Source organism: Nocardia sp. NPDC059691, assembly GCF_042733915.1.
GTDB classification, from domain to species: Bacteria; Actinomycetota; Actinomycetes; order Mycobacteriales; family Mycobacteriaceae; genus Nocardia; species Nocardia sichangensis.
Genome location: NZ_JBHWFB010000008.1, coordinates 46,174 through 66,789 on the forward strand (window position 1 = coordinate 46,174; position 20,616 = coordinate 66,789).

19 protein-coding genes and 1 tRNA gene are annotated in these 20,616 nt (G+C 67.5%); 13 read left to right on the forward strand and 7 right to left on the reverse strand.

The window, feature by feature from the left end; all coding sequences use genetic code 11:
* Nucleotides 1-49: 49 nt before the first annotated feature.
* The 5 genes from ACFV2O_RS18755 (at nt 50) to ACFV2O_RS18775 (ending at nt 6,815) form a co-directional block, all read left to right on the forward strand.
* Nucleotides 50-1,855: a hypothetical protein gene (locus ACFV2O_RS18755; RefSeq protein ID WP_379252894.1), complete on the forward strand. Its 1,806-nt coding sequence runs from the start codon at nt 50-52 to the stop codon at nt 1,853-1,855.
* Complete coding sequence (locus ACFV2O_RS18760; RefSeq protein ID WP_379252895.1) at nt 1,852-3,105, forward strand: KH domain-containing protein; 1,254 nt, start codon at nt 1,852-1,854, stop codon at nt 3,103-3,105. Before ACFV2O_RS18755 ends, ACFV2O_RS18760 begins: the two co-directional genes overlap by 4 nt.
* Nucleotides 3,102-5,051, forward strand: coding sequence for a vWA domain-containing protein (locus tag ACFV2O_RS18765; RefSeq protein WP_379252896.1), 1,950 nt, complete (start codon nt 3,102-3,104; stop codon nt 5,049-5,051). Before ACFV2O_RS18760 ends, ACFV2O_RS18765 begins: the two co-directional genes overlap by 4 nt.
* 29 nt (nt 5,052-5,080) lie before the next feature.
* Nucleotides 5,081-6,382 carry a hypothetical protein gene (locus tag ACFV2O_RS18770; protein ID WP_379252897.1) on the forward strand — a complete coding sequence of 434 codons (1,302 nt, stop codon included), beginning with the start codon at nt 5,081-5,083 and terminating at the stop codon, nt 6,380-6,382.
* Nucleotides 6,383-6,563: 181 nt separating this feature from the next.
* Nucleotides 6,564-6,815, forward strand: coding sequence for a CsbD family protein (locus tag ACFV2O_RS18775; RefSeq protein WP_039804891.1), 252 nt, complete (start codon nt 6,564-6,566; stop codon nt 6,813-6,815).
* A gap of 77 nt (nt 6,816-6,892) precedes the next feature.
* On the opposite strand, the gene ACFV2O_RS18780 is transcribed toward ACFV2O_RS18775, so the two are convergent.
* Nucleotides 6,893-8,083 carry a lipase family protein gene (locus tag ACFV2O_RS18780; RefSeq protein ID WP_379252898.1) on the reverse strand — a complete coding sequence of 397 codons (1,191 nt, stop codon included), beginning with the start codon at nt 8,081-8,083 and terminating at the stop codon, nt 6,893-6,895.
* 199 nt (nt 8,084-8,282) lie between these two features.
* Here ACFV2O_RS18780 and ACFV2O_RS18785 point away from each other — a divergent pair, with 199 nt between their 5' ends.
* A complete protein-coding gene (locus ACFV2O_RS18785; RefSeq protein WP_379252899.1) occupies nt 8,283-9,284 on the forward strand; it encodes a YdcF family protein in 1,002 nt (333 codons plus the stop codon).
* Between the two features lies 1 nt (nt 9,285).
* Here the strand turns inward: ACFV2O_RS18785 and ACFV2O_RS18790 are convergent, their stop codons facing one another.
* Nucleotides 9,286-10,026, reverse strand: coding sequence for a glucose 1-dehydrogenase (locus ACFV2O_RS18790; RefSeq protein WP_379252900.1), 741 nt, complete (start codon nt 10,024-10,026; stop codon nt 9,286-9,288).
* A gap of 213 nt (nt 10,027-10,239) precedes the next feature.
* Here ACFV2O_RS18790 and ACFV2O_RS18795 point away from each other — a divergent pair, with 213 nt between their 5' ends.
* Nucleotides 10,240-11,136, forward strand: a complete 897-nt coding sequence (locus ACFV2O_RS18795) for an alpha/beta fold hydrolase (RefSeq protein ID WP_379252901.1) — start codon at nt 10,240-10,242, stop codon at nt 11,134-11,136.
* Between the two features lie 46 nt (nt 11,137-11,182).
* On the opposite strand, the gene ACFV2O_RS18800 is transcribed toward ACFV2O_RS18795, so the two are convergent.
* On the reverse strand, nt 11,183-12,574 hold the full coding sequence (locus ACFV2O_RS18800; protein ID WP_379252902.1) for a wax ester/triacylglycerol synthase family O-acyltransferase: 1,392 nt from the start codon (nt 12,572-12,574) through the stop codon (nt 11,183-11,185).
* Between the two features lie 196 nt (nt 12,575-12,770).
* On the opposite strand from ACFV2O_RS18800, the gene ACFV2O_RS18805 reads away from it, so the two are divergent.
* Genes ACFV2O_RS18805 through ACFV2O_RS18815 form a run of 3 tightly spaced genes read left to right on the forward strand, consistent with a single transcriptional unit; the run spans nt 12,771 to nt 16,584 of the window.
* Complete coding sequence (locus ACFV2O_RS18805; protein ID WP_379252903.1) at nt 12,771-13,673, forward strand: metal-dependent hydrolase; 903 nt, start codon at nt 12,771-12,773, stop codon at nt 13,671-13,673.
* Nucleotides 13,670-14,773, forward strand: a complete 1,104-nt coding sequence (locus tag ACFV2O_RS18810) for a PDR/VanB family oxidoreductase (RefSeq protein ID WP_379252904.1) — start codon at nt 13,670-13,672, stop codon at nt 14,771-14,773. The genes ACFV2O_RS18805 and ACFV2O_RS18810 overlap by 4 nt, the downstream gene beginning before the upstream one ends.
* Nucleotides 14,774-14,805: 32 nt before the next feature.
* On the forward strand, nt 14,806-16,584 hold the full coding sequence (locus ACFV2O_RS18815) for an SDR family oxidoreductase (RefSeq protein ID WP_379252905.1): 1,779 nt from the start codon (nt 14,806-14,808) through the stop codon (nt 16,582-16,584).
* A gap of 2 nt (nt 16,585-16,586) precedes the next feature.
* Here the strand turns inward: ACFV2O_RS18815 and ACFV2O_RS18820 are convergent, their stop codons facing one another.
* Nucleotides 16,587-17,099, reverse strand: a complete 513-nt coding sequence (locus ACFV2O_RS18820) for a hypothetical protein (RefSeq protein WP_379252906.1) — start codon at nt 17,097-17,099, stop codon at nt 16,587-16,589.
* 315 nt (nt 17,100-17,414) lie between these two features.
* Nucleotides 17,415-17,594: a hypothetical protein gene (locus tag ACFV2O_RS18825; RefSeq protein WP_379252907.1), complete on the reverse strand. Its 180-nt coding sequence runs from the start codon at nt 17,592-17,594 to the stop codon at nt 17,415-17,417.
* A gap of 75 nt (nt 17,595-17,669) precedes the next feature.
* Between ACFV2O_RS18825 and ACFV2O_RS18830 the strand changes: the two genes are divergently transcribed.
* Both ACFV2O_RS18830 and ACFV2O_RS18835 read left to right on the forward strand, forming a co-directional pair.
* Nucleotides 17,670-18,665: a zinc-binding dehydrogenase gene (locus ACFV2O_RS18830; RefSeq protein WP_379252908.1), complete on the forward strand. Its 996-nt coding sequence runs from the start codon at nt 17,670-17,672 to the stop codon at nt 18,663-18,665.
* Nucleotides 18,666-18,729: 64 nt separating this feature from the next.
* Nucleotides 18,730-18,894 carry a hypothetical protein gene (locus tag ACFV2O_RS18835; RefSeq protein ID WP_355072572.1) on the forward strand — a complete coding sequence of 55 codons (165 nt, stop codon included), beginning with the start codon at nt 18,730-18,732 and terminating at the stop codon, nt 18,892-18,894.
* Nucleotides 18,895-18,899: 5 nt separating this feature from the next.
* On the opposite strand, the gene ACFV2O_RS18840 is transcribed toward ACFV2O_RS18835, so the two are convergent.
* Nucleotides 18,900-19,328 carry a nitroreductase/quinone reductase family protein gene (locus tag ACFV2O_RS18840; protein WP_379252909.1) on the reverse strand — a complete coding sequence of 143 codons (429 nt, stop codon included), beginning with the start codon at nt 19,326-19,328 and terminating at the stop codon, nt 18,900-18,902.
* 111 nt (nt 19,329-19,439) lie between these two features.
* On the opposite strand from ACFV2O_RS18840, the gene ACFV2O_RS18845 reads away from it, so the two are divergent.
* A tRNA-Ile gene (locus ACFV2O_RS18845) sits at nt 19,440-19,513 on the forward strand.
* A 78-nt stretch (nt 19,514-19,591) separates the two neighbouring features.
* On the opposite strand, the gene ACFV2O_RS18850 is transcribed toward ACFV2O_RS18845, so the two are convergent.
* Nucleotides 19,592-20,239 (reverse strand): hypothetical protein, encoded by a 648-nt coding sequence (locus ACFV2O_RS18850; protein WP_379252910.1) that lies wholly within the window; start codon nt 20,237-20,239, stop codon nt 19,592-19,594.
* Nucleotides 20,240-20,616: the final 377 nt, after the last annotated feature.

Here is a 20,616-nt window from a genome sequence, read left to right on the forward strand (position 1 = left end):
TCCGTCGAGCTCGGCAAAATTTCACTCTTTCGGGCATGCTTCGCCAAAGTTGCTCAGCGGCAACATGTTCGGAAGTATAATCGGTGGTGCGGGCGTGCATATCCGCACCACCGCCGGGGTGATGAGGTCTATTACTGTGCTCGTGAGCGCCTACAGAAATGCACCGCTGCGGCATCGAATATTGAAGGGCTACGTTATCGTCGCGGACGATATCGATGAAATGCATCGAAAGTTGCGACGATCGTCTACCGCGTCGTCCGGCGGGGAGTACCCACGAGTGTGTTTCGATGCGAAGCGGCCGGGTTGTCTGTGGATCGACACGGGGCCGGTCTGGGTCAGTGATCCCACGCAGCGCGCCGAGGTCGTCGACGCCCTGGCGGAGGCGGTCTCCGCTGTCGCGGAAGGAGCGCGGAAGGCCGGTGGGTCGCTGTTGCCGTCGGGCATCTCCTGGGGCGTACCGCCGCATCGCCGAGTGTGCGCGGACAGGCATTCCATCGAGATCGCCGACGATCTGCAACGCGAAATTCTCAGCAACCTCATCCGGCGCTACGTTCCCGAACTCATCGCGCTCAGCGGGCGTGCGCTGTTCGTCGGAGGTCGTGTCGCCGGACGTGGCTCGCTTCGCCTGGCGGAATCGAAGGATCAGGTCTCGACGAGATATATCGCATCCGCTTCCGCTCGGCATTTGCGGCGGGTCGAGCAGGCGCTGCGCCGTGATGACCGCGTCTCGGGATTCGCTGTGATGGACGTGAATCCGGTGGGTGACGGTGAGTTGGGAATCCCGAATGTCAGCGTCCGATGCCTCGATGCTCAGGTCTTTCCGAGTTCAGCTGTCGCGCAGGCGGTATTGCTGCAAGCACTCGCGGTACGCGCGCGGATGATGCAGCGGGACGGACGGCGTATGCCCGCCGTCCCGCAGCGCATGCTGGACCGGAACCGATCGAACGCCATCGCGAGGGGGATGAGCGGGGAATTCGAGCACGAGGTGGACGAGCAGCGCAAGTCGCGCGAGCAGGCGACCGTTCGCCGCTCGGCGGCCGTTTCGGTGTCCGATCTGCTGGACGACCTGGACGCCGAACTGCGCGCGATGCAGATCGAGCCGCGCGAGATCCTGCCTTTGCTCTCCGCACCGGAACTCGCGAAACTGCACCCGGAGTACGCGCAGACCGAGAACGACTTGCTGGCTGTCTGGAGCCGCCGTCGCCGAATCGGAAGCGATGAGATCGCGGCACTGCTGAGAGACCGCGCTGCGTTGGTCGACGACCAGCTGACCAAGCACAACAGGCAGGTTGCTCCGGGCAGCCTGGGCACCTTGGAAGCGGCATGGCGCACCAGACTTACCGCCCGGCCCCCACGACGCTCGGCGCCGAACGGACGTAAAGGGCCCGCCAGGCCCGTTCGTCCGCGTCGGTCGGACGACGAGATCATCCGCGAGTTGGACGAGTTGACCGAGCAGCGCGACATGGATGAACGGCTGCGGGCTCTGCTGTCCGGTCGCCCGCCGCGAAATCTGGCTCCCGCGCTGTCGCGGCTCGGTCGTGGCAAGGAGGTTCGCCGGGTGCTTCGGCAACCGAACGCCTCCGTGCTCGAACTGGGCGGGCGCGAAGAACTCGGCGACGGCATACCGGACGAGCTGAGCGGTCGGCTGTCGCGGCACGGCCGCGTCTGCGTGCGGCTCGACGTGGCCGAGGCCGAACGGAAAGCCGCCGTGGACGCGATGCTGGGTCTGGCCCGCAGACTGCCGAAGGGAGTGTGCGCCGGATTGATCACCAACCAGGTCTACGTGCGCAAGACCGATCGCCGCGTCAGCATCGAGATGATCGTCTTGAACTCCACCGCAGCGGAGCGGTCGTGAATCGGCCGGTCAACGTCGTGCTGGACATCCGCCAGACCAGCGATCCGCCTACCGACGCGGCCGAATTGCGCGAGTTGTGGACGCGGGTCGAAAAGTATCTGGCCGGCGCCAGTCTGCGCGCCACGGAGAAGGTCGTCGTCCCGCTCCGGGACGACCAGACCTGCGTGCTGTGGATACAGGATCGACTGCGCGCTCCCGACCGGGTCGACGACACCACGGTCTTCTCCATACGAGGTGTCCTGGAGCCCGCGACGGTTCGGCACAGGTGCACGACCTGCTCGGCCGCCGGCGTGGTCACCTACGGACCCTTCCTGTGCAGCGGCTGTGACCAGGGCGATCAGCCGGGCCGGGTGTGCGACGAGCATGCCGTCGTGATCGAAGGTCGCATGACCGCGACCTGCGCGCGCCACCGGCCCGCCTGCTCGTGCGGAGCGGCGGCCACGTTTTGGTGCAACGGGGAACTGTGTCGCGGACGCAACGCGTTCTGTGACCGGCATCGGGTGGGGCACCCCGGCGGCGTGGACATGTCGTATTGCCGGGATTGCTTCCGGCAGAAATTTCCGGATTGTGCGGCGCGGGGATGCAATTCGACCGGAAGCATCGCCTGTGAGTTCGTCGTCGACGGCAGACGCGCGACTTGCGGAAACGCGGCATGCGCCAGGCACGCGTATCGCTGGCAGATATTCGGGCCGCACAAGCGGGGGCTCGGGCTGTGCCCGGAGCACGCGCTGCGGTTGAAGTCGCTGGAAGACCGTCAGATCGTCTTCCAGATCGTGGCGGGAACCGCGAATCGGCGGCGGGGCCCGCGCACCGATAACCGGCGCACATACCTGCGGCTACCGCGGTTGACGATCGTCCGGCATATCTTCATCAATTCTCGTTCCCGCAAACTGGAAATCCATTCCATCGATCGAATGTTCGGCGAACTCCAGCACGACAACCGCACCGACGGCGTCATGCGGCGTCTGTTGCAGGAGCACGAGAAGATACGCAAAGAGGATCTGGCCGCTGCCGAGCGAGATGGGGCACGCGGTCGCGAGCTGTTCGACAAGCTCACCGCATGGTTGCGGGCACGTGGCCGCGCCGAGGTGGCGAACCACATCAGTTTCGCGGACTACCGGCCGCGGTCCAACTTGCTGTTCGTCAATGTCGAGCCGGAATACCTGGGCCGGTTCATCGGTCGCGGCGGCGCGGAGAAGCGAGCGGTGTCGAACGACCTGGGTGTCAGGGTCGAAGTGGAGCGGAAATGACATCGACCGTGTGGGACAGTCGGCGGCACACATTGCAGGTCGCCCGGGGAGACGGCCTCGTCACCGGCAACATCGTCGCCGTCGGCGCCGGGGATCGGGACGACGTGGGCGGCCGGGGAGAAAACGCTCGGGTGGGCGTGCTCGAGGTGGGCGCCGACGCGTCCCGGCAGGCTGCGGTGCGGATCGTCGCCTCGGCTTCCGTCGACGAGGGTTGCGTCGTCGTCAGCACGGAATTGGTCGACGAGCTGCGGCTGGAAGTGCTCGACGAGCACGGATGGCGCCTGAGCGCGACGGCCTGCGAGCCCGCCGCTCGGATCGTCCTCGAACCGCTCACCGAGAACCGTCTCGACGACGTCAGCAGGCAGTTGCGCAATGCGAAGGACATCGTCGGCCAGCAGATCCATCTCGGCAGCGGCGACGCGTGGGTCTTCGCCGACGGCGAGTCGTTCCGGGTGCGGCAGGTCTTCGACCGCTCCGGGCGGGAGCGAACGGACCTCTGCTATATCGACCCCGAGACCGAACTGGACGTATTCCTCGCCGGCAATCGCAACGGGGTCGACATAGTGATCCTCGCCGATTGCAGTGGTTCGATGAGCTGGGACGATATCGAGGACCGCGCCGACGTCGTCCGGCTCGGGCTGCGCAGGAGATCCAACTACATCTCGCGGATGGATGCCCTGAAACGTTCGCTCATGGACATGGTCGAGATCCGTCGGCACGTGACCGGGCGGGTGGCCCGCATCGCCTTGGTGAAATTCACCACTACGTCGATGTGCGTCTTCCCGAGATCGGGCTCCATGGCCGAGATCCAGGGCCCCGACGACGAGCGGACGTTACGAGAATTCCAGGGCGCCATCGGTTTGCTGCGACCGGAGAACGCGGCGACCGACATCGGGCAGGCCTTGCACTTCGCGTCCGATCTGCTGCACCGCCACGGCGTGCCGGGCAACGACCGGTTGATCGTTCTGGTCAGCGACGGAGCCGATTGGAAGCAGCAGGGCGAGGAAACCGCCGGAGAGGCCGTGGTCGCGATCGCCGATCCGGTCTCGTTGATGGAGGAATTGCACGAGTTCCTCAACATCAACCTTCATGCCGTCGGAATCGGCGATCGCGACACGTTCATGCGCTGGTGGCAGACGAACCGGCCGGCCGGACACCAGGATCCGCACATCAGTGTGATTCCGAACCACACGCTGCTGCGGGAACTGGTGCAGGTGGGTGGTGGCGACCCGAGCCGCACCGGCGGGGTGGACGTACTCCACGGCTACTTCGCGGATCTGGGCACCGGTGTCGCGCATCATGTCGGCAAACCGTCCGACCCCGGCGGCGCCAGGCTGCAGTCGACGATCGACACACTCCATCCCGCGGGTCGCCGGATCGACAGCGAAATGAGCGGAAAACTCGCGAGCCTCTCGGAGGAATCGCTGGATCTGCGGACCCAGTTGAACGATCTCTCGCGCCGATGCGGTGAGAGCGATCTCTTCGGGCATGTGCACCACAACAAACTGCTGCACCTCGGGCGTCCGCTGCACGGTGCGCGTGATTTCACGTCCTGGATCATGGATTGCCATCACGCGTTCGGCGAGACGTTGGACCGGCGGCTCAAAGGCGAGCAACCCAAGGAACCGAAGGACCGGTACGGAATCGACGGCGTCTACGACAAGATCCGGGATTGGCGGATGGACGCGGTGCGGCGGTTCAGGAACGCCGACGGGCACGCGTTCGTCGAGGGACGGGACGCCGAATTGCTCGGCGCCGTCTGCCTCAAGTTGACGGGCCGGAAGGTCCTCGCGGACGACGACGCCGAGTCGTGGACGAGGTTGCAGGTCGGCTTGCTGGCAGGCGTCATCGAGGTGCTGCGCAACGTCAAGACCGTGCTGGAGAACGCCCCGCTGTCGGCGAGGGCGGAGCAGTATGCCGAGGTGTTCTCCGTCGAGGGCTATTAGTCCTGTGATCACCGGACGCAGGAGAAGCCGTGGCCGCTGACGTATTCGCGTGCCTGATATTCCGGGCGCGCTGGAAGGCCGAGCGAACGCCGTCGTCTCGTGGCTGGTCGCCGGGTCCCCTCCCGTTGCCGATCCCGGCCGTCGAAGCGGCGGCGGGTCGTGCAGGTGAATCGGTGGTTGCCGACCGCAGCGCTCGGACCGGGTACTTCTCCGCCCGCGTGCACGACGCGCTGTACAGCGCGCAGGACACCGGGGCCACCGGCCGTTGGCACAGACGGTCGAGCGGCGAGCCGCCGGAATGGACAGGTGCGGTAGTCCACGACTGGGAATTGCTGTTGGACGAAGAAGGCGGCTACGCCGTCGCGCACGTGCGGCTGCCTCAGCAGGCTGTCGAGGTGCTGTCCGAACTCACCAAGGTGCGCGGCGAGGGCCGCCGATGGCTGTCCGCGCTCGTCGACGACGTGACTTTCGAGCCGGTGCGACCGCGCGTCGTCACTCACTTCTGCTGGGCGGGTGATCGGATACCGGAGCCGGTTCCCGATCCGGCCGCCCTGGCTTCGTGGTCCCCTATGCAGCGATGGCAGTGGTTTCTGGCCTCCGGCACGTCGGCGGCGGACGGTTTGCCCGACCCCGCCGATCCGCGGATCTTCGCAGGCACCGTTCACCTCTCGAGTGATTGGCGCGCGGCGATTCTGCGGGACGGCGTGACCTACACCGCGCTGACCTCCACCGAGGCCACCGATTTCCACGCCGTCGCGCGCGCCTACGTGCGGTCGATTCATCTGGACGCCGTTCTGCTCGGCTTACTGCAATTGAACGCCTTGCACCGCATCGCGGATCGGATCGCGGGCATCCGGGTCGACCGCACCGGCGCGGGGGCGGTCGAGTCGCTGGAGGCGGAGATCCTCGATATCCGCGCGCGGTTGTGGTGGAACAACGTTTCCGAGCGTGGAGTGCAGGTCGCGGAGGTGCTGCGCGCCTTCCAGAATCAGCACCGGATGGCCGATCTCTACGCCCAGGTCGTCGCCGACCTCGACGATATCTCCCGTTACCTGCAAGCGCGCCGTGCGCGGCTGGAGGACGAGGCGCTCGCCGACGCGCAGGCACGACAGCGCCGCGCCGAGGAGCGCCATCGCGTGTCCGAGGATCGCGATCGCCGCAATCAGACCACCATCGCGGTGATCTCGTTCGTGCTGTTGCCGTTCGCCGTCACCTTCAGCGGCGCTGCTGTGCTCGCCGAGCCGAGTGTGTCCGCCTTCGCGTGGAGTATCGTCGCGGCCCTCGTGTTGTCACTTGCCCTCGCGGTCGCTTCCTTTCTGCGTGATCGCTGACCCGAGCGGCCGGATCCCTACGGGAATTGGCGGGCTCCGGGCAGCGGTTCGTACGGCTGTTCGCGTCGCGGTCGCGCGGGAACGAGTGAAGACGACCCGTGGCAGCGCTCACAAGGTGATTGGCTCTGCCGGACACGGGTATGCGACCCATGTCAGCCGACAAGGAAATGGGAGGTATGTGATGCCCGAGCATCGGAGCGGACCCCTGGAAGCTGTCGAAGGTGTCGTCGAGGACGCCAAGGGGAAGGCGAAGGAAGCCGCTGGCGTCGTCACCGGTGACGAGGACCTGAAGAAAGAGGGTCGCGCACAGCAGGACAAGGCCGAATCGCAGCGCGAGGCGGCGCAGAAGGAAGCCGAGGCCGAAAAGGCCCGTGCGGAAGCGGATCTCGACGAGGCCCGGCAGAGCGCGTACGAGAGCGGCAAGGACGCCTAGCTCCCGCGAGATTCGATGTGGCCGTTTGGCGGAACGGCCCGTCACCGGCCCGGCGGTGAACCACCGCCGGGCCGTTCTCAGCAATTACTCGGCGCGGGAACACCTTTGAAGCGCGCTTCCAGCCAACTGAGCGCGGACGGCACGCCGAGCACCGCGGCGGACAGATGGTCCGGGCTCGGGAATTTCTCGTATTGCACTCGCGCACCCGCGGCGCAATACCGCCGAACCGTAGCGTCGACCGACTCAACCGGGATGAGAGTGTCCTGCTCCGCCCGCCATTGGTAGCTCGGCGTGACCGGGATGTCTTCGTAGAGTTCCAGGCTGTTCTCCTCGAGCACCTCGCGTGCGCGCTTGTCGTCGGCCAGTGAGTTCGAGGCCGCGACGTCCACGATGCCGCGGCCTGCGCCGACCAGCAGGATGTCGTTGGTGCAACTGTTGGCGATCCGATTGCGGACCGACAAGCCGAGCGAATTCAGCTGGTCACTCACCGGCAGCCGCGTCGGGTACTCACGCTCCAGCCCGAGGGCGGCGGCGAAAGCGAGACCGAACACCGCGTGCGGCGCGTAGCCGAGGCCCTCGATCATCTTGACCAGATTCATCGGCACCCCGCCCGAGGCGACCCCGACGAGCGACAGTTCCGGCGCGTAGGTCGGCGCCAGCGCGGCCGCCCACGCGCTCGCCATGCCTCCGCCGGAATAGCCGAGCAGGCCGACCGGGCTGTCCGCCAATCCGAGTTCGGCGACCCGCCGTGCGGCGCGGATGCCGTCCAGCGTGATCATGCCGCCGAGTTTGGCGGCGCCGTAGGCACTGGTGGGTCCGAGGTGGTCGGGGAGAGCGACCGACCAGCCGCGCAGCAGGAGGGCATTGAGCGCGGGCGCTTCGCGGATCGACAGGTTGGGGTCGCTGGTGTAGAGCACGCGCGACACCGTGCACTGGGTGCCGAGTGCGTTGATGATGTGCTGATAGGACAGCAGTGGCCTACCGGGAGTGGGATTCTGCGGCGTCAGCACGGTGGTGGTGGCCGCGATCGGCTCGCCCGCGGAGTTGGTGGAGCGGAATTTGATCATCGTGACCGTCGAGCCGGGAAACATCGGTAGCGCGGGCATCGGGCGGACGGCGAGGACGTCGCCCGGCGCGGCGTGGTCCAGTCCCGCCGAAGCGGCGTAGAACGGATCCGGATCCGGTGCGGGGTAGATCGGTTGCGCCGCGGCCTGCGGTGTGATCACACAGAAGGCGGCCGCTGCGGTGGCGATGAATAATCGAAGCATGGTTTTCGTCGACTCCCCTTCATCACAACGTGCTGTTCAGTAACGCTGGTGTGCTGAAGCCGAATGCAGCCGGACACCGGTCGCTCGCGACCGATGCCCGGACCTGCACACTGTAGGGGACGATCGGGAAAAAGCCGAGGTCGCCGCGCCGCTCGTCGACGGAGGGGCGCGCCGCGCGCCCGTCGGCTACCGTGACCCGGTGCTTTTGCTGGTCGTCGGCGTGGTCCTGCTCGGTGTGTTCGCGGTGCGATTCGGCAGGGACCGCAGGCGTCTGGGCCACGGGGTGTTCCTGCTCCTCGGGCTGGGGTTCGTCGGCGCGTGGGTGGTCGGCCGGATCATCGAGGGCGATCGCACGGTGGTGCTCGCGCCGTTGGTGGTGCTGCTGTCACCGCTGCTGGTGCTGGTGCTGGCCGGGTTGTCGATCGCCAACGGCGCGCAGTTGGTGCGCCGTGAGGGTTGGCGTCTTCCGAATCTGTTGCCGCTCGGACTCGGTATCGCCCTGTTGACGCCGTACGTGGTGCTCCTCCTGGCACTGCTGACCGAAAACATCTGGCTGGTAGTGCTTCTGGCGTCGCTCACGATGACGATCAGCTACGTCGGCTTTCTGTTCGCGGCGTTCCTGTTGTATTCCCTGTGCTACGGACTGTTGCCCCACCGTCCCGGGATGGACGCGATCGTCGTGCACGGCGCCGGGCTGGTCGACGGTGAGGTGTCGCCGCTGCTGGCCGCGCGCCTGGATCGGGCGATCGAGGTCTACCGTGACGAAGCCGGCGCGGGGCGCGCCCCACTGTTGATCGCCAGTGGCGGTAGGGGAGACGACGAGGAGGTCTCCGAGGCCTCGGCCATGGGTGATTACTTGATCGACCGAGGCGTGCCGGAAGATCGCGTCGTGCTGGAAGACCGGTCGGGAACGACCGAGGAGAATCTGCTCTTCACCAAACGGCTGCTCGGCGAGCGCGGTCCCACTACGCGCATGGTGCTGGTGACGAGCAACTTTCACATGTTGCGCACGGCGATCCTGGCCCGCCGCCTCGACCTCGACGCCGAGGTGACGGGCGCCAAGACCGCCTTCTACTACTTGCCGAGCGCCTTCCTGCGCGAGTTCGCCGCGCTGCTGGTGGCCTACAAGTGGAGCAACGCGATCGTGGCCGTGGCGCTGGTGTCGCTTCCGCCGCTCGCCCTGCTGGCCACCCGCGGGTGACTCAGAAGCTCTTGTGCGGAACGCCTACGGTGAGACCGCCGTCCACCACGAACTCGGCGCCGGTCGAGTACGACGATTCGTCGCTGGCCAGGAACGTCACCAGGGCGGAGACCTCGGACGGGTCGGCGCCGCGGCCGAGCGGGATCTGGAGGAAGTCCTCCGGGATGTTCTCGGTCATCGGTGTACGGATCAAGCCGGGGTGCACGGAATTCACGCGGATCTTGTACTGCGCCAGCTCGAGCGCGGTGGATTTGGTGAGCCCGCGCACGGCGAACTTGGTGGCCGTGTAGCCGTGCAGGCCCGGGCTGCCGCGCATGCCTTCGACGGAGGAGATGTTGATGATCGAGCCGCCGCCTGCATCGATCATCGCGGGCGTAGCGGCCTGCATCCCGAGGAATGTGCCGGTGAGGTTGATGTCGATGATCCGTTGCCATTCGGCCAATTCGAACGCGACGAGCAGGTTGCCGTTCACGATGCCCGCGTTGTTCACCAGGACACTCAGTGACCCGAAGCGCTCCACCGCCGCGCCGACGGCTTTGCGCCAGTCTTCCGGCTCGCGCACGTCGAGGTGGACGTAGGCGGCGTTGTCGCCGAGTTCCGCGGCGACCGCGGCGCCCTCCTCGTCGAGCACGTCGCCCAGCACCACGCGCGCGTCCTCGGCGACCAGGGCCTTGGCGTGCGCCGCGCCCATGCCGCGCGCTCCGCCGCTGATCAACGCCACCTTGCCGGTCAACCGCCCCATCCGGGGTACCTCCGTCTCTCGAATCTGCCTGTAACACGTTACAGAAAATGCGCCTGGTGTCGACGCGTCTCGCGACAGTAGCCCAGGCGGTCGGCGGTTACGGCGTGATCGACCACGCGTCCCGGTGAGCGGGCCGTCGATGCCATTCCTGTGCGCCGCAGATGTGGAACGTGTTCTAGAATTGCGGAGGTGTGACCACTCGGGAGGTGCGCTATGACGAACCCCGGCCGAAGCGTGACGCGGTTCGGCGGACGTTTGCGGGTGCCGGATATCGCCGAGGTGCCCGGTGGCCGCCTGGTCGAGCTGGCGGGTCGAGGCCGGACCTACGTGGTCGACATCCCGGGGCCCGAGCACGCGCCCGCGCTGGTGCTCCTGCACGCCACCGCCTGCACCGCGTACCTCACCTGGTTCCCCTCGCTGGCGGAGCTGGCCCGGCGGTACCGGGTCATCCTGTTCGACCAGCGGTGGCACGGGCGCGGCATCCGCTCCGAGCGGTTCACCCTGGAGGACTGCGCCGACGACGTGGCGGCCGTACTCGACGCGTTGCAGATCGACCGAGCCATCTGCGCAGGGTTTTCGCTGGGCGGAATCGTCAGCCTGCTGGCGGGACGACGCCATCCGGACCGAGTGAGCGGGCTGGTGCTGTGCGCGACGCCCTATCGGTTCCGCGAGAAATGGCGCGAGCACGCTTTTCACCGGACGTTCGGCGCTGTCGCCGCCGCTGTGGAGCAATACTCCTACCGTCGTGCCGAGAAGCTCGCGGGCCGTCTGCCCGAGCTTCCCGAGATCACGTGGGCGCAGGGACGCTTGGATCGCTGGGCGCTCGGCGAGTTCCGCAGCACCAGCGGGTGGGCGCTCACCCAGGTGCTCGCCGCGGTGGGGCGCTTCGACGCGACCGCGTGGTTGCCGGAGCTGACGATGCCGACGGCGGTGGTGATCACGACCCGAGATCGCGCGATTCCCGTCTATCGGCAGATGGAGTTGGCGACGATGATTCCAGGGGCGAGCAAGCATCTGGTCGCGGCCGGGCACGCGTCCTGTGTGCTGGAAGCCGATCGTTTCGTACCGGTGCTGCTCGAAGCCTGTGCGGCCGTCGCCGCGAAGATGTGACTCGGCAGGTCCCGTCCGGCGGCGGTGGCGGAACGGGACCCGGCGCTCAGCCCGAGGTGCGTGCCGCGGCGAGCAATTCGGCGACCACGCCGGGAACAGCGTCAGCCAGCGCGGCGATGTCGGGCACCAATTCCTTGCAGGCGATGAATCCGAAATTCAGCTTGTCGTTGTTCGACAGCACGGTCACCGTCAGGCCCGCGCCGTGGAACACCGGTCCGAACGGGTACATCCCGTCCACCCGGATGCCGAGGAAGTACAGCGGCATCGGCGGACCGGGCACGTTGGACACCACCAAGTTGTGCACCACCGGGTGCTTCTCCGCCAGCTTGAGCGAGGAGTACATCCGTGCGGCGAGCCGGAAGGTGTTCGGCGGGGCGTATTTGGACCAGTCCTGCAGGAAGTCGGCGCCCATCACCTCGTGCTCTTCCTTGGCTCCCCGGTTGGCCTCGGCCACCTCGCGCAGGCGTTCCACCGGGTCGGCGAGGTCGGTGCCCAGCCGCGCGAATAGCGTGGACACCTTGTTGATCCCGGCCTTGTGCCGGGTCGACTCGTGCACGGACACGGGTACGGACGCGATGAGCGAGCGGTCCGGCAACTCGTCGCGCCCGGCCAGATAGGTGCGCAGCGCACCGGCGACGACGGTCAGCACCACGTCGTTCACCTTGACGCCGAACGCGGAGCGGATCTCCTTGACGGCGTCGAGTTCGGTCTCGGTGAACGCGACGGCGCGGTGCGGGGTGATGGCGAGATTGAACGGCGTGCGTGGAGCGGAGAACGGGATGGCCATGCCCGTCTTGTTCTGGCGACGGCGCTGCGCGAAACCGGCGACTACGCCGACCGTTTTCGGCAGCATCCCGACGATGCCCGCTCGGGTCGGGAACTTCACTACCGCCTCGGCCAGTAATTGCCAGTCATTCGGTTTCGGCTCGGGGCGCCACTCCTTGTCGGGTACCTCCTTGGCGGCACCCGGCTCCGGATCGCACAGGTGCATCATCAGGTCGGCTCCGGTGACGCCGTCCACGGCGGCGTGGTGGTATTTGCAGATCACCGCGACCTTCCCGTCGTCGAGACCCTCCACCACGGACATCTCCCACAACGGGCGGTCGCGATCCATGGGGCGGCTGGCGATGTCCCCGACGAGTTCGGCCAGTTCGCGGCGTCCGGCCGGCGCCGCGATCGCGATGCGGCGGAGGTGGTAGTCGAGGTCGAAATTCTCGTCCTCCACCCACACGGGATGGTCGAGGTTCAACGGCACCTCGTACACGCGGCGGCGCATCTGCGGAATCAGGGGAAGTCGCCGAGCCAGTTCGGCTTTGAAGCCGTCGAACGAGTAGCCGCCCGACGACGGGTCGAGGATCAGCAGCGCGCAGACGTGCAGATGCTGGGTCCCGGTTTCCAAGTAGAGAAAGCTGGCATCCAATCCGGTCAATCGTTCCATAGCAAAAGACTACTAGAACACGTTCTAATTTTGGGCCGGAAACGGCAGGTGTGACGACTGTCGCGGGTGGTGCCACCGTACAGCGGTGCGTGACGCTTTTGTGTGTTACTGGAAGTTCCATGTATGTGTATGATCCTTGCTACGGATATGTAGGAATCGCGCGGCGACGCGTGCGCGTGAGGATCGAGGAGTATCGATGAAGCTACTTCGCAGGGCCGGGCGGCGGCCCGACGCCGACCCGGGCGCCGTGGCGCTGCACGCCCGCAACGTGCGCTTCGACTGGTCGGACACGCCGCTACGCTGGATGCCCGCCGAACCCATCGCCTCGCATCTGATCAACTCGCTGAATCTCCTGCTGCCCGAAGGGGAGCGCATGTTCTGCGCCGCCTACGCCGAGGCGCTGCCGTACGTGCGGGACGAGCGGCTGCGGGAGGCGATGCTCGGGTTCATCGGTCAGGAATCGATGCACGCCGAGACGCACGACAAGGTGTTGCACGAGGTGCTCGCCGCGCACGGCATCGATCCCGAGCCCTATCTGCGGCACGCCGAGTATCTGTTCCGCCGCACGCTCGGGCCGAGAGATGTCGAAGGCGTCGCCGAACGGCAGGTGATGGTGGAGCGGCTGGCCTTCATCGCGTGCCTGGAGCACTTCTTCGCCTACCTCGGCGACTGGGTGCTCAACGCGGATCTGGAGCGGTTCGGCGCCGACCCGCGCATGGCGGACCTGTTCCGCTGGCACGGGGCGGAGGAGGTCGAGCACCGGCACGTCGCGCACGACGTGGCCGTGTACTTCGGGGCCGGATACGTGCGGCGCGCGGCCCTCATGCTGCTGGTGTTCCCCATCTTCCTGACGTTGGTGGTGCGCGGCACCAAGTTCCTCGTCCACCAGGACCGCGACCTGCCCGATCACGGCTATCCGGGGCTGCTGATGCGGGTCTTCGGTGCGATGTGGCGCGGCGCGTTGCCCGGCGTCCCCTCGCTGCTGTGGAGTGCGTTGAGCACGTTCAGGCCCGGCTACAACCCGGAGACGGTCGGCTCCACCGCTCAGGCGGTGGCCTATCTGGCAAAGTCCCCGGCGGCGCGAGCGATCGCCTCGTGAGATCGCCGGTTCCCGACCAATTGCCCGCAGACCTGTTCGGCAGACGCGAGCGCGACCGCACCGTGCGGGTGCTCGACGCGGTGGCCTCGGCGCGACTGCGCTGGACCGCTCTGATCAATCGGCGCGATCCGCGGCCGAAGACGGACGATCGGCGGCTCGCGCTGGTGGTCACCGAGCGGCGGATCGAGGCGCACGACCAAGACGTGGTGAGCCTGCGGCTGGCCGCCCCCGACGGGCGCGCGTTGCCGCCCTGGCGTCCCGGCGCGCATCTCGACCTCGAGCTGCCTTCCGGCCGTTTGCGGCAGTACTCGCTGTGCGGCGACCCCGCGGACGTCCGCGCCTACCGGGTGGCGGTGCGCCGGATCCCCGAAGGCGGCGGTGGATCTGTCGAGGTGCACGACTGTCTTCCGGTGGGTTCGGCGATCGTGGTGCGCGGTCCGCGCAACGCCTTCCCGTTCGCCGTGCCCGGTCACGGATCGCCCGCCGCGCGTTTGCATTTCGTTGCGGGCGGCATCGGTGTCACGCCGATCCTGCCCATGGTCAGGTTGGCGCACCGGCTGGGTATCGAGTGGTCGATGGTGTACACGGGGCGCAGCCGGGATACCTTGCCCTTCCTCGACGAGTTGTCGGGATTCGGCGACCGGGTCGTGGTCCGCACCGACGACGAACACGGTCTCCCCGATGCGGGCGCCCTGCTGCCCGGCGTCGGACCCGACACCGCCGTCTATTGCTGCGGTCCGGTGCCGATGATCACCGTCGTTGCCGATGCGGTGCGGGAAATCCCCCAGGTGGAACTGCATTTCGAGCGGTTCTCGCCACCACCGATCGTGAACGGTAAGCCGTTCGAGATCGAATTCGCTTCCACGGGGGAGGTCGTCGAGGTCGCCGCGGACCGCACCGCGCTCGACGCCATCCTCGCTTCCCGGCCCGACCGCCCGTACTCGTGCAGACAGGGATTCTGCCGCACCTGCAAGGTCCGGGTACTGGCCGGCGAACCCGACCATCGCGACAGCGTGCTCACCGACGCCGAGCACGAGGCGGGCGCGATGCTCGTCTGCGTCTCGCGCGCCGACGGTGGCCGCCTCGTGCTCGATCTGTGATCCGACCCGCCATTCGGCTGAGGAGAAACTCGATGACCACCACCGAAATCGCCGAACTCCCCGCGGTGGGACGCAGCGTGCGCAGCGGCGAATTCGACCTCGCCGTCTACGAATACGGCGACCCGGCCGCGGAAACCATTGTGCTGGTGCACGGTTGGCCGGACACCCATCACCTGTGGGACGCCGTTGTGCCGCGCCTGGCTCGACGGTTCCACGTCGTCGCCTACGACACCCGCGGGCACGGACGCTCCACCCGCACCAGGCGCACCGCCGACTTCCGGCTCGACCGCCTGGCCGCGGACTTCTACGCGGTCGCCGACGCGGTCAGCCCCGATCGGCCCGTACATGTGCTCGCCCACGACTGGGGTTCGGTGCAGGTATGGGAAGCGGTGTGCGAGCCCGGCGCGGCGGCCCGGATCGCGTCGTTCACCTCCGTCTCGGGACCGAACCTGGACCACGTCGGCAAATGGATCCGCGACCGGCTGACGCGTCCGACACCGCGCAACGTGTGGCAGCCGTTCACCCAACTGCTGTCCTCGGCTTACACCTTCTTCTTCATGACCCCCGGGCTGCCGCGCGCCACCTTCGGACTGGTAGGGACCGAACGCCTCTGGCGGCGGGTCGTCGCGCTGATGAACGAGACCGAGCCGTCGAGCGTGCGTCTCGGCCCCACCTTTCGCGCCGACATCGTCGACGGCCTGCTGATCTACCGTGCGAACATCGTGCAGCGCATGCTCGCCCCGCGCGAGCGGCGCACCGAGGTGCCGGTGCAGCTGATCGTCGCCGGACGCGACGTCGCCGTGCGACCCGCCGGATTCGACGACGAACACAAGTGGACCGAGCGGCTGTGGCGGCGGGACGTCCCCGCCGGGCACTGGATGCCGTTCTCTCATCCGGAGTTGCTGGCCACCGCGACCACCGAACTGATCGACACCCTCGGCGGCTCACCGGCGCCCCGGACCCTGCGCCGCGCCGAGGTGGGGCGGACCGCGCGGCCGTTCGATGATCAACTCGTGGTCATCACCGGCGGTGGCAGCGGCATCGGGCGCGCGACCGCGCTCGCCTTGGCCCGTCGCGGCGCGGAGATCGTCGTCTCCGACATCGATCCGGCGGCGGCGAAGGAGACCGCCGAGCTGATCGCCGCCGAACACGGTCTGGCGCACGCCTATCCGCTCGACGTCGCCGATGAAGGCGCGATGCGCGCGCACGCCGAGGCGGTGCTGGCGACCCACGGCGTCCCGGACATCCTGATCAACAACGCGGGGATCGGTCAGGCCGGTGGATTCTTCGAGACGTCGGCGGAGGAATTCGACCGGGTACTGCGGATCAACCTAGGCGGGGTGGTGAACGGCTGCCGCGCGTTCGGTCCGGCCATGGCCGAGCGCGGTCTCGGTGGACACATCGTGAACCTGTCGAGCATGGCGGCCTACAGTCCGCAGCAGGGGTTCAGCGCCTACGCAACCAGCAAGTCGGCGGTCTTCATGTTCTCCGACTGCCTGCGCGCCGAAGTGGCCGGTCGCGGCATCTCGGTGCACACCATCTGCCCCGGCATCGTGCACACCGACATCGTGCGGCGCACTCGGTTCTCCGGCGTCAGCGCGGAGGAGGAGAAGCGCAAGCAGGAGCGTTACGACAACCTGTACCGGATGCGGCGCTACGGGCCGGAGAAGGTGGCCGAGCGGATCGTGCGCGCGGTGCAGCGGGATCGCGGCATCGTGCCGGTGACGCCGGAAGCCCACTTGCAGTACCACTTCGGCCGGTTCGCGCCCGGCGTCGTCCGATTCCTGGCGGCGCGGGTGAAGCTGACCTGAGATCAGGAGGCGAGAGTGCGGGCCAGCTCCGCCTCGACGGCCACGACCCGATCGGCGTCGATGCCCCACGGGTGCTCGACACCGACTCGCCGGTCCAGATCCCACAGCACGCATTCCTCGCCGGGAGCCGCCACGAACGACCACGCGACCACGGTGCGGCCGAGCTGTTCGTCCATGGTTCCGTGCGCGGGATTCGGCGGCCCGGCGCCTTCCGGGAAGTGGTGCAGGAAGCGGCCGTATGCCCTCGCGCAGAAATCGGCGTAGCGCGTGGTGCACAGGATGAATCCGTGCCATGCCTCGTCGACCGCGTGTGACGGCATGCCGATCACCTGGTTGTCACGCATGGCCGCGCCGCAGCACAGCAGCCACTGGCGCAATCCTTTGTCCACCAATTCCCGTGGCTGCCAAGGGCAGGTCTTGTAGACTGCCTCGGGCAGTTCCAGCGCGTCGACGGCGGCGCGTACGGTCGCCAGGTCGACCTCGCGCACCGGGTTTCGACGGAACCTGAAGTTCACCACAGTTCACTGTACGTGCGCGCCGATGTGCCGCTACCGTTCTGACATGAGCGCACTCATCTTTCTGATCATCCTGTTGATGGTGCTGCTCCTCGTGGCGGCTCCGATCATCGCCGTAGTCGCCATCATCCGTTCGCAGCGCAACCGCTATCAGCCGCCGCCGTACGGTGCGTGGCGCGGTGGGAACCGAAGCGGCGGATATTACGAGGGGGGTTCCACAGATCCGTTCTGGGCGGCCGGCGGAGCCGGTTTGATCGGGGGGTCCGACCAGCCGAGCGGCTGTGGCGGCGGGCATCTGCACCACCACGGCCATCATCACCACGGCAGCAGTTGCGGCGGGGGAAGCGGTTGCGGCGGCGGGGGTAGTTCCAGTTGCGGCGGCGGCAGTAGTTCCAGTTGCGGCGGGGGCAGCAGTTCCAGCTGTGGTGGTGGCAGTAGCTCCAGCTGTGGTGGTGGCAGTAGCTCCAGTTGCGGCGGCGGTTCCTGACGCACCATTTGACCTCAACACGACTTCAGGTTCCATGCTGATCTTCGTCCGAAGACGGCAAGGAACGACGAAGGGTGTGTGACATGCGGGCTGTGCAAGCCGGTGAGTTCGGTGGACCGGAAGTGCTCGTGGTTCGGGAGCTGCCGGATCCGGTGGCGGGACCAGGGGAGGTGGTCGTCGACGTGGCCGCCGCGGATGTGATGTTCCTGGACACCAGGCTGCGGAGCGGTTGGGGAACCGACTTCTTCGCGATCGAGTTGCCCTATGTGCCCGGCGGCGCGGTCGCCGGGGTGGTGGCGTCGGTCGGTTCCGGCGTCGATTCGTCCTGGATCGGCAAGCGGGTGTCGACGCCCACCGCGGCCAGCGGCATCGGCGGCGGCCTGCCGATCGGCGGATATGCCGAGAAAGCGCTGGCCAAGGCGGATACGCTGACTGCCTTGCCGAAGGGGCTGACCGCGACGCAGGCCGTCGCGCTGGCCCACGACGGTCGAACCGCGCTCGCGGTGTTCGACCATGCCGCCGTCCAGCCGGGGGAATGGGTCCTGATCACCGCCGCCGCCGGTGGGCTGGGTGTGCTGCTGATCCAGCTCGCCCGCGCGGCGGGCGCGAATGTCGTCGCCGCCGCACGGGGCGCCGCCAAGCTGGAACTCGCCGAGCGGCTCGGCGCGACCGCGGTGGTCGACTACTCCGCGCCCGACTGGGCGGCGAAGGCGCGCGCCGCGACCGAGGGGGCGGGCGCGCACGTAGTGTTCGACGGCGCGGGCGGCGCGCTCGGCGAGGCTGCGCTCACGGTCGCCGCGGATGGCGGGCGTTTTTTCGGATACGGAGCCGCCGCAGGCCAATTCGCCGTACTGAACCAGGAAACCGCCGCGGCGCGCGGCATCAGCGTCTACGGGCTGTTCGACATCACCGGCGCGGACATCGATTGGCAGGCGATCGCCCGGCGCGCTCAGGAGGAGGTAGTCGCGGGCCGCCTCGAGGTCGTCATCGGTCAGACCTTCCCGCTCGATCAGGCCGACCGGGCGCATGCCGCCATCGAGTCGCGGGCGGCGCTGGGGCGCACTTTGTTAACAGTGTGAACAAACCGGCGAACTGGACAATCGACGTAGTGCGCTGCCCCGGCGACGGCGCTAGGGTGCCGGGGTGGAAACTGTGCTCGTCGTCGCAATCGTCATCGTGGTCCTCGGCTTCGTGGTAGCTGTCGTCCAGTTCGCCAGCAGGCCGCCGAAGGAAGCCGAGCCATGGGACGACCATGACGACGCCGAGGACTACGAGGACGACTGGGACGAGGACTACCGCGAGGGCTGACCCCGCTACGCCGGGGTCAGCACCACGACCGCGATAGGCCGCTTCGTCAGCTTCTGATAGGCGCTGTAGCGACCCTTGTTCACCTCGTCGACGAGCGCCCACCGCCGCGCGTACTCGGGATCATCCGGCAGTGTCGCCCGGGCCCGCACCGTCAGTTTCCGCCGACCGACCTGGATTTCGCACTCCGGTCGGGCCTTCACGTTCGCCAGCCATCCCGGCGGCCGCGGCGATCCGCCGTTGGACGCCGTCACCAGATAGTCCGCACCGTCGCGCGCGTACGTCAGCGCCGAGGTCCGTTCCTTGCCGGACTTGCGTCCCACCGTCCGCAGCAGCAGCGTCGGATTCCCCAGCAGCAGCCGATGCCCCACCAGCCCACCGCTGTTCTCGTACACCCACTGATGCGCCTTCAGCACCTTCGTGAACAGACCGGCCATACCTGACCCTCCAGTAAGTTTCCGACCCACCCACCCTAGGTCATCCCCAGCCGACTGGTCCGCACCCCACCGGACCCGGTAGCATCCCCAACGCTCGCGGTTTCGCGGCACGGGGCGGTAGCTCAGTCGGTTAGAGCCGTGGACTCATAATCCATTGGTCGCGGGTTCGAGCCCCGCCCGCCCCACAAATACCCTCTGATCTGCGGAAACGTCGAACTCGACAGTAGAGTTGATCCAGAACGGCGCTGCGACAGCAATAGATTTCATCTCATCGAGCACCCTGCGGCCGAAGGGCTCATGGATGCGAATCCGCTCTGCAGATGGGCGTGTGTCGCCTCGCGCGCCGCTTCGCAATGGCGTCCGAGCAGTGCAAGAACCCCGCCGCGCCGCACGGCGCCGAACCCGGGAGTCCACCAGTACATCGCCTCGGGTGGTTCGACGCCGTCCGCCGTTTCCGTCGCGGCGTCGGCGTCGGCCATGGCGCGTTGTGTCTCGCGTGTTTCTCCGCGCGGCCAGTAATTCGGCCCGCCGCATCTGTGCGTAGGCGACGAGCACGGGATGCGCACATCGCACGCCGAGTGCGGCGTCGATAGGGCGACGACCTCGCCGTAATCCCCGGTCGCGATCCAGGTGACGTAACCGGAGAATCCCGGGCTGTGCACAAGGCGGTCCGGGTCAAGGGAGTCTGCCGCCAGACCTACCGCCGTGGCCAGGCTGCGCCGGGCGGCGGTGTCGGCTCCGACCGCGTGCTCCAGCCAACCTCGATATTGCGTTACCTCGGACGCGAGCGCAGCCGCATCGGCTCGTGCCGTGCGCGCTTCACGGGCGAAGGTTTCGACCATGGTGGACATGCCGCGCAGCGAGATTCCCGCCGCCTCCCTGGCGGCGCGCAACAGCACCCCAGGTTCCACAACTCCAGCCTAGCCCGGGTGTGGACGCCTGATGACGGCGAAATCGTCGGCCCGAGAACGCAGCTCACTTAACTTCGATTCAGCCCCGCCACTGGGTCGACGGTGTTCCTCGGCGGCGGGAACTCACCAACGCCGAGGGGACGAGGGGCAAAAGGGGAATGGACGCGCTCGGTTGGATCGACCCGTCGTCACCGACGGCGGAAATGGGACTCTGCTCAGGTCCGCCGCTTGGCGCGGCGGCTCGGATGCGAGCTGCACTGGGCGAATATGGATACGGTGCTCGGCCTGGTCGGACAGGTCGAGTCATCCGGGGGTAGACGTGGTGTTACTACCATCGTCCGCGCACGTGGACGCGGTGACGATGGATCGGGCAATGG

What these genes read in the sequence shown, in the direction of transcription:
- ACFV2O_RS18780 (WP_379252898.1), bottom strand. Translation starts at nt 8,083, where the DNA reads ATGCTTCGATTATTCATCGCCACCGCAGCGGCCGCCTTCTGTGTGATC.
- ACFV2O_RS18825 (WP_379252907.1), bottom strand. Translation starts at nt 17,594, where the DNA reads ATGGTGCGTCAGGAACCGCCGCCGCAACTGGAGCTACTGCCACCACCA.
- ACFV2O_RS18805 (WP_379252903.1), top strand. Translation starts at nt 12,771, where the DNA reads ATGAAGCTACTTCGCAGGGCCGGGCGGCGGCCCGACGCCGACCCGGGC.
- ACFV2O_RS18815 (WP_379252905.1), top strand. Translation starts at nt 14,806, where the DNA reads ATGACCACCACCGAAATCGCCGAACTCCCCGCGGTGGGACGCAGCGTG.
- ACFV2O_RS18800 (WP_379252902.1), bottom strand. Translation starts at nt 12,574, where the DNA reads ATGGAACGATTGACCGGATTGGATGCCAGCTTTCTCTACTTGGAAACC.
- ACFV2O_RS18775 (WP_039804891.1), top strand. Translation starts at nt 6,564, where the DNA reads ATGCCCGAGCATCGGAGCGGACCCCTGGAAGCTGTCGAAGGTGTCGTC.
- ACFV2O_RS18830 (WP_379252908.1), top strand. Translation starts at nt 17,670, where the DNA reads ATGCGGGCTGTGCAAGCCGGTGAGTTCGGTGGACCGGAAGTGCTCGTG.
- ACFV2O_RS18765 (WP_379252896.1), top strand. Translation starts at nt 3,102, where the DNA reads ATGACATCGACCGTGTGGGACAGTCGGCGGCACACATTGCAGGTCGCC.
- ACFV2O_RS18790 (WP_379252900.1), bottom strand. Translation starts at nt 10,026, where the DNA reads ATGGGGCGGTTGACCGGCAAGGTGGCGTTGATCAGCGGCGGAGCGCGC.
- ACFV2O_RS18795 (WP_379252901.1), top strand. Translation starts at nt 10,240, where the DNA reads ATGACGAACCCCGGCCGAAGCGTGACGCGGTTCGGCGGACGTTTGCGG.
- ACFV2O_RS18840 (WP_379252909.1), bottom strand. Translation starts at nt 19,328, where the DNA reads ATGGCCGGTCTGTTCACGAAGGTGCTGAAGGCGCATCAGTGGGTGTAC.